The organism is Methylobacterium guangdongense, assembly GCF_038442355.1.
Lineage (GTDB): Bacteria > Pseudomonadota > Alphaproteobacteria > Rhizobiales > Beijerinckiaceae > Methylobacterium > Methylobacterium guangdongense.
Window position 1 is genome coordinate 1 of sequence record NZ_JBBXMX010000050.1, and the last position, 7033, is coordinate 7033.

The window sequence follows — 7033 nt, forward strand, 5'->3', positions numbered from 1 at the left end:
CTTCGGACGGCACGCCTCGACCAGCGGCTCCAGCTCAGACCATTGCGCGTCGCTCAGCATCATCCCTCCTGCCTCGAAGACAGGAAACGCAAGCCCCGCCAGTCCGTTCAGGCGACGACAGGCACTAGCCGCAACGCTTCGGCCATGGGGCCTTCGAACGTGCCGGCGCCGAAGCGCTCGCGCGCCATCGTCATCTTCTCGTGTTCGCTCAGATGAACATAGGCGCGGTTCGGTCTGATGCTGCGACGCCCGAAGTATTCCGCCAACGCGAAATGCCCGGATCCGTTTTTGATCGCCTCCGTCGAAACGAAGTGACGGAACTGATGGGATGTTATGCGGATCTCTGATCCATCCACCTCGGTAAGAGGCGAGCCGTCTGCGTTGTGAAGTGGGAATCGTTTGAAGATGCTGTGGACGGGATTGATATCGTCGGCACCCGTGAGGAACACCCGTATTTGATTTTCGTCGAGTATCTCGACGACATGCGGTTTGGGTTGTCGATCTTTGAAACATAAATGCAGCGGCATGATGAATAGTAATTCATGCAACTCGAGCGAGCATCCGGCGATGCCAGTAGCCTGTTGCGCGAGTAGGGCCTTCTCTATGTCCCGGAGCGATACGAAGCTCCCCCCTTCGAACTCCACCACGGGAACTTCGTGTGTTTCGGCCCAGCCGCGACCATGCTTCGAAATCAGCAGGTTTCGGGGGAGATCCGAAAGAGAAATCAGGCAGTCCCGGTCCAGTTCGCGCCACGCCGGAGGCAGCAGGACGCGACCTGGGTTGGCATCCATGAACCTTGCTGCTTCCCGAGATGGTGCCGAGATCCGTTCGATCTCGCGGTAGGCCTGCCACACGATTTCCGATGCGATACGGGGGATCGGTTTCTCGTGCCACCGCCGTTCCTTGGAGAGCCTGTACCGTATCCAGATCGTCGTGTCGGACACGTCGGCGTCCTGATCTATGGGTCTTCCACCCTGGGACAACGGCGCATCGAGAAAGGAGACCTCCGCCGCCAGCTTCAACAGTTCGTTGATACGCCAGCCGCCTACCGCCAGCAGCATGACGGCGGCCATCCGATATCGGTCGGCATCCTCCGTAATCAATCTGGATATCTGTCCCAGCGCTTCCCAGGCCCGGTCGCTGATGTGGCGGTCCGTTCCCTCCTTCGGTCGGCGGGATCGTCCCGAAGCATCTCCCCTCCCCGGGTCGATGACGGACGCATCGGGTGGCGGTGCCGAGTTCCGGTAGCCGATCACCGACCCGGCAAGCTCGTACCTGTCCAGAAAGGCGGCGATGGTCTCCAGCTCCTGTCCCCATACGTAGAGGGATCCCGAGCCTGCCCCGCTCTTCCTCATCTGCGCCGCAGCCGTTTCGAAGCTGCGTCGTTCGAGCGTGCATGGGTCGGCCCTGCCGTCCGCCCCCTGGCGAGGCATGGCGGCGTAGAGGTGCCGAAGTACGGTGAGCGTCTTGTGATGCTTGGAGAAGCCGGCCTCGGCAGTCTCGTTGCGGAGCCGAATCAGGGCCTTGGCAAAATCCAGGAACGGTTGGGCGAAATCCGGATTGATCTCGGCGCTCTTCGATCCGTTGCCCATCTCGGTGAACCACAGACTACGTGGGTTCTGGTTCGCCTTCCGTCGTTTGATCTCCGGCGACGAGGTGTCCAGTACCAGCCATCGCCTGTCGTCGAATCCGCGGGGATCTCCGAAAGTCTTCCGCTTGGTCCCACGACCGGCGGCGATGAATTCGACCAGCCGCTCCTCGGGGGTAGCTCCCCGAAGGTCGATCGCGAGAGCGGTCTTGGTGCGCTTCCGGTCGCCCAGCCCTGGTCCTGGAGCTCCGTTTCGACGGGTGACGATCACCGTGTCGCCTCCTCGACGTGCGGGTGGACGGACGCTTTATCGTCGGCCGGTCGGCGTCCGCTCGAATGCGGAGGGGCCTTCGTCGACCTGCGGAGCTGGAGATCCGACTCCCGGATCACGTTCTCGACGGCATCGATCGTCCTGTCGTGCATTCGGACCATCCGGTCGGCGAGGTCCATCGAGACGCGGCGGTCGCGATCGGTCCGCAGGGTCGCGAGCACGGCACGATGATCGGCCGACCGCCATGGTCGGAAGGCGACGCAGGTGTAGCAGGATAGCGGCGGCTGCAGATCGCACGCGGTCGACGCGGTGCACGATCCGATTGCCTTCGCCTGTTCCGACACTTCGTCGAAGACGTAGATCCGATCGGCATTCGGGGACGAGGCGAGGACCTCGCTCTCCGAAGCGACGACCCGCCCGCGGAACGCCCGGACCACCTTGCCCATGGCGGCATCGAGCGCACGATCTATCCGCTCGGCCAACGCCCGGCGGTTGTCCACGTAGACCATGACGGTGTTCAAGCTGCTGTGGTCGAGGGCTTCGGCGATGGCGGCCGGCGGCGCGCCGCGGATGGCCGCGTTTGTCCCGAAGGTGTGTCGCAGGCGACGAGGGAAGACCCTCAGCGGTTCGCCTGTCCGCGGCGACTCGATCCCGAGCTTCGCCACGGCCTCGCGCAGAAAAGCTGAGAACTCCCAGCTCTGCATGTGTAGTACATATTCCGAAATCGGAGAATCTGCAAGTTCGAGGTTCGGCTTATGGCGCAGGAAGAGCGGTATTCCCCAATCTCGGTCGATCCATTGCTCCCGGCGGGGATCGGCGATGCGCTCCTCGACGAGGGCCTGAACGATGCGGCCGATCTTGTGATTGAGGCGGCGGGTCCTGAAATGACTGCGGGCCGCGGCCGAATCCCGTTTCTTGATGCGGGGAACCTTGAGCTTGTAGAGTTCCTCGCCGTCGAGGGTCGGCACGACCTCGAAATCAGAGGCTCGGAGTAGCGAGGAGTGGGCGGCGTTGCCGCCGAGCGAGAGCGCAAGCCAGATCGCCGTCTTCTCCTGCAGCGTAAGGATCCGGTCGACGCCCAGTCCCGAAAGCGCGTCGATGAGATCATGCAGTTCGACATCGAGCAGAGGACCCTGGTGCGGATCGAGATCGAGAACGACTTCGGCCTGCTGGTTCGCGCCGATCGGGACCGTCTGCATCTCGCGTGATACGGCTTTGGAGAAATGGCGTGCGGGCTGTCCGTCCAGTTCGGCTTCGTCGCAGGCCCAATCGTAGAAGTAGCGCCATCTCTGAAGGCGGGTCCGGTCGATGCCGGATCCGATCATCTCGCGGAGTATGTCGCTGCCCAGAACGTGTGTCGGCGAAACCATGCACGCCTGATCCGCCTCCCGGAATGCACGCGTCCGGACGGCGACCTTCATCGCTTCGAAATCCCCGAAGACGGTCGGAGGCGCCTGCTTGGGGAGCCTGGCTTCGATGTAGTTCTTGAACGTCTCGAGGATCTCCGGTGTCCGGACGACGATGGAGCGCCAGTCGATCGACAGGGTGCCGTTCGGATCGTACAGCGTCCAGACGCTTCCCGACATGTCCACCGGATGGTCCGCCCTGGTGTGGACAATCCTATCGGTTGCGGTTCCTTCGTACGGGGGCGTGCGCATCGCTCGAGACCTTCAGGTCCTTCGTGATGTGGTCCTGCCATTCGAGGGTAAATTTTCCGCTCTGCTCCCGGATCGCGAGCTTGGCGTAGGAACGGGCCTGCTGGGAATGGGCCGTCCATCCCAGAACGTAGGCGACGAGCTCGTCGTAGAAGGGATCGTCCAGACCGTCCTGGAACCTCTTCGCCCAGGTCCGGGTCACCCAGGTGTGCCTGAATCGATGCGCTGTCACGTCCGGCCGGAAGCGCTCGTCGTGGGCTCGCAGGGTCCTGAAGATCTTGTCCGCGCCGGACCGGGACAGCTGGCGGGCCAGGACGTGCGGCGCGGCATCCACCGAGGCGATGAACACGTAGGGGCATTTCTCCGCGTCGCCGAAACGTTTCTCGTCCTCCCGGTGATTCTCGAGCCATTCCGCCAGTGCGGCCGCCACGACGTGGGGGAGATCGAGGGTCCGGCGCGCCGTCTTCGCGGGGGTCTTGCGCCGCTTCCTGTCGTCCCGATCGTCCGGGCGCCGCATCACGGTCAGCGTGGGCCTGTCCGGCCGCAGATCGAGGTCCTCGAGCTTCAGGCCGAGCACCTCGGATATGCGCAGTGCGAGGCTGCTCAGGAGCAGCATGACGACGAAGTTGCGGTACTGGACGGCGGGGATGAACGGGTTGGCGGGATTGGGGCGTTCCGGGGTCGCCGGCAGGACGGTCTCGAAGATCGCCCTGACCACCGGATTGGGCAGAGCCTCCCTCCCCTCCTGCGCGACGGACTTGATCGTCGCCTTCAGCGCCCGCCCGAGAATCCCGAACGGCGAAGCCCCCGGATCCTTTACGGCCCTGGGGGAGGACATGTGTTCGAGCATGTCTGACAGGAACACGAGGTAGACGCGGACGATCGTGGCGCGTTGGCTCGCAAGTTCGGGGCAGACGACGTCGGTGCGACGCGGCTGCGGAATTCTTCTGTCGAGCCCGAGCTTGTGGCGCAGCTTCCCGACCTCGTCGGCCTGCCGGCGTCGTGCGGCGGCGCCCAGCGACATCCTGCTCAGCCTGATGGCGAGGTTGGTGCCGTCCCGGCGGCCGAAGCCGGCTCCTTCGACATGTCTCGCGACGACGTCGATGCCGGCCTCCAACAGGAAGTCCTCGAACAGTGCGAGGGCGTAGGCGTAGGATTCGAGCGTCTGGCTCTGGGGCGCGCGGGTGGGACGGCGGCGCAGCTCGAGGAGCCAGAGGTTCGGGAACAGGGCGGGTAGGCCGTCGGGTGAGACGACCAGAGGGAGGTGTTCGCCCGACTCCAGGCGGACGATCTCGACGCGGTGACGGGGCATGTCGGGCATGGGGCGCTGCTCCTGGGCGCCACCATGATGATCGTCCGTCAAAATCTCGCAAACGCACGGAAACGGGCGGGGAAAACCCGCCCGAACCCGTTGAAATGTATGGACTTTCAGCCTACCACCTTACACATCGTGGAAGATGGCTGGGCGGCTCTACATCTTTACTGTCGCCTTTCCAAGTGTAAATCAGGCTACCAGATTCGTGCTATGTAACTGATTTGAAGTACGTTTTTGGTAATTCGATTTTTTTAGCCGGCAGCAATGTGTAAATTGACAAAATCTGAGGCCCCCCCTCCCCTTCTGAAGAGTGTTCCGGGTGACGTGACCGGCAGCGAATTTGCGCAGTCCGCCATTCGGCTTGCAACCAAATTGGGTATCCTAACTGCCTAAGGCCTTCTCAGGAGCAGGCGTCCAAGATCAGAGAAACTCCCTTTCACGACGGCGTGGGTCCACCTGGGATAGCGAGCGCATCCGCGAGAAAGGCGACGAAGGCCCTCACCTTTGGGCTCACCAATCGCCGTGAGGTGTAGAGCGCCCACAGTTCCGTCGGCGCGCCTTCGAGCCACCCCCAGCACGCCAAGCGGCCGGCTGCGACGTCATCGCCGACAAGCAGGCGAGGCAGGAGTGCTGCCCCGGCCCCGGCCACCACCGCGTCCCGCAGCGTCGGCAGCGAAGACAGGTGCAGGACCGGTACTGGCCGGTAACTCCTGCGGTCGCGACCATCATGCACGCACCATGTCCCTCCCGGCCGGGGCAACGATCTAACGACGCTCGGTAGGTCGACGACGTCGCGGTCGTCCAACGGTTCGGGGAGCACGGCCCCGGGCTCGGAGACGAGCCATTGCTCGTCCCGCAGGACGCACCGTCCGACGAGCCGCTCGTCCGGCTTCGGATTCACGCGGATGACGACGTCGAAATCCTCATCCACCGGATCGACGAAGCGGTCATCCGAGCGGATCTCCAGATCGACCTCGGGATACGCCCGGACGAAGGTCGCGGCGACGCGTCCGAGCTGAGTGTCCGAGAGAAGCAGGGGCGCACTCACCCGCAGCCGTCCGCGTGGCTGGTCGAGACCGCCGCCCACAGAGGCGCCGACCTCCGCGATCTCGCTCAGCAGCGGTGCTGTGCGGGCATGCAGCAACGCCCCCGCCACGGTCAGGCGAAGGCTGTGACCACCCCGTTCGATCAGCCGCGTCCCGAGGCTCGCCTCCAAGTCCGAGACTCGCCGCGACAGCGTCGCCTTCGGCCGGCCGCTGGCCCGCGCTGCCCGCCCGAAGCCGCCATGGCCGGCGACGAGATTGAAATCGGCCAGCGCCGAGAGGTCCATGGGTCGTTCCATTTTCGGGACACCCTGTCCCGATACTGCCATCTATGGCTCGCTGAGGGAACGGCGCATCTTCGGGTCATCGGCGGCCCCCACCGGACCGCCCATCTCGGAGATCGACCATGACCATACTCGTCACAGGCGCCACCGGCCGCATCGGCTCGGCGGTCGTCGATCACCTTGCCCAGGCTGGCGCACCGGTACGCGCCCTGACCTGCTCACCCGAGAAGGCGCGGTTCCCCACGGGCGTCGAGGCGGTCGCCGGAGACCCCGCCGACATCGACGCCATGCGGGCGGCGCTCACCGGCATCGACACCCTGTTTCTGCTGGTCGCCAACGTGCCGGACGAGCTGACCCATGTCAAAAGGCGTTGGAACGGGACCCCGGATCGGCTTCCAATCGGGGCTCTGACTCACTCTCGCTGATGTCGGCGGCGTTGAGGTTGCGGATATCCACGATGGAGCCGCAGCATGCGCCCTCGCTTCAGGCCGTCGAGCCTTGTACCTGCCGGATTCGTCGTCGATCACCTCGATGTCGGCACCGATCGGATCAGTCTGGTCGTGAGGTCCGGATCTACGACGGCGACGTGCCCAGACTGCCGAACCTCTTCACGTCACATTCAAAGCCGCTACCAGCGCCGTGCCGCCGACCTACCGCTCGGTGGTCGGCGCGTCGAACTCCAAGTCATGGTGAGACGCTTCTGGTGTGACGCAGCGGCCTGTGGGCGGAAGATCTTCGCCGAGCGCTTCCCCGAGGACGTCCTGCCTACCTTCGCGCGACGCACCTCGCGGCTGGAGCAGATCGTCCATCACCTCGGGCTCGCACTCGGTGGTCGGCCCGGTGCGGGCCTCGCTCAGCGCCTGATGCTGCCCGTCAG

5 protein-coding genes and 1 pseudogene are annotated in these 7033 nt (G+C 64.4%); 2 read left to right on the forward strand and 4 right to left on the reverse strand.

Going from position 1 to position 7033, the window contains the following annotated elements; all coding sequences use genetic code 11:
• Positions 1-107 precede the first annotated feature (107 nt).
• The 4 genes from AAHG09_RS31455 to AAHG09_RS31470 all read right to left on the reverse strand — a co-directional run bounded on the left by AAHG09_RS31455 (position 108) and on the right by AAHG09_RS31470 (position 6159).
• Positions 108-1859 (reverse strand): hypothetical protein, encoded by a 1752-nt coding sequence (locus tag AAHG09_RS31455; protein WP_342112245.1) that lies wholly within the window; start codon positions 1857-1859, stop codon positions 108-110.
• Complete coding sequence (locus AAHG09_RS31460) at positions 1856-3517, reverse strand: tyrosine-type recombinase/integrase (RefSeq protein WP_342112248.1); 1662 nt, start codon at positions 3515-3517, stop codon at positions 1856-1858. Before AAHG09_RS31460 ends, AAHG09_RS31455 begins: the two co-directional genes overlap by 4 nt.
• Positions 3480-4835: a site-specific integrase gene (locus AAHG09_RS31465; RefSeq protein ID WP_342112250.1), complete on the reverse strand. Its 1356-nt coding sequence runs from the start codon at positions 4833-4835 to the stop codon at positions 3480-3482. The genes AAHG09_RS31460 and AAHG09_RS31465 overlap by 38 nt, the downstream gene beginning before the upstream one ends.
• 430 nt (positions 4836-5265) lie before the next feature.
• A complete protein-coding gene (locus tag AAHG09_RS31470) occupies positions 5266-6159 on the reverse strand; it encodes a LysR family transcriptional regulator (RefSeq protein ID WP_342112252.1) in 894 nt (297 codons plus the stop codon).
• A 119-nt stretch (positions 6160-6278) separates the two neighbouring features.
• Between AAHG09_RS31470 and AAHG09_RS31475 the strand changes: the two are divergent.
• Positions 6279-6512 (forward strand): annotated as a pseudogene (locus AAHG09_RS31475) (SDR family oxidoreductase); the annotation flags it as partial.
• A 114-nt stretch (positions 6513-6626) separates the two neighbouring features.
• On the forward strand, positions 6627-7033 hold a 407-nt coding region (locus AAHG09_RS31480), incomplete at its 3' end, for a transposase family protein (protein WP_342112254.1).

Bases quoted from the DNA above. Each gene is read 5' to 3' on its own strand.
- AAHG09_RS31470 (WP_342112252.1), bottom strand. From the start codon at position 6,159: ATGGACCTCTCGGCGCTGGCCGATTTCAATCTCGTCGCCGGCCATGGC.
- AAHG09_RS31460 (WP_342112248.1), bottom strand. From the start codon at position 3,517: ATGCGCACGCCCCCGTACGAAGGAACCGCAACCGATAGGATTGTCCAC.
- AAHG09_RS31465 (WP_342112250.1), bottom strand. From the start codon at position 4,835: ATGCCCGACATGCCCCGTCACCGCGTCGAGATCGTCCGCCTGGAGTCG.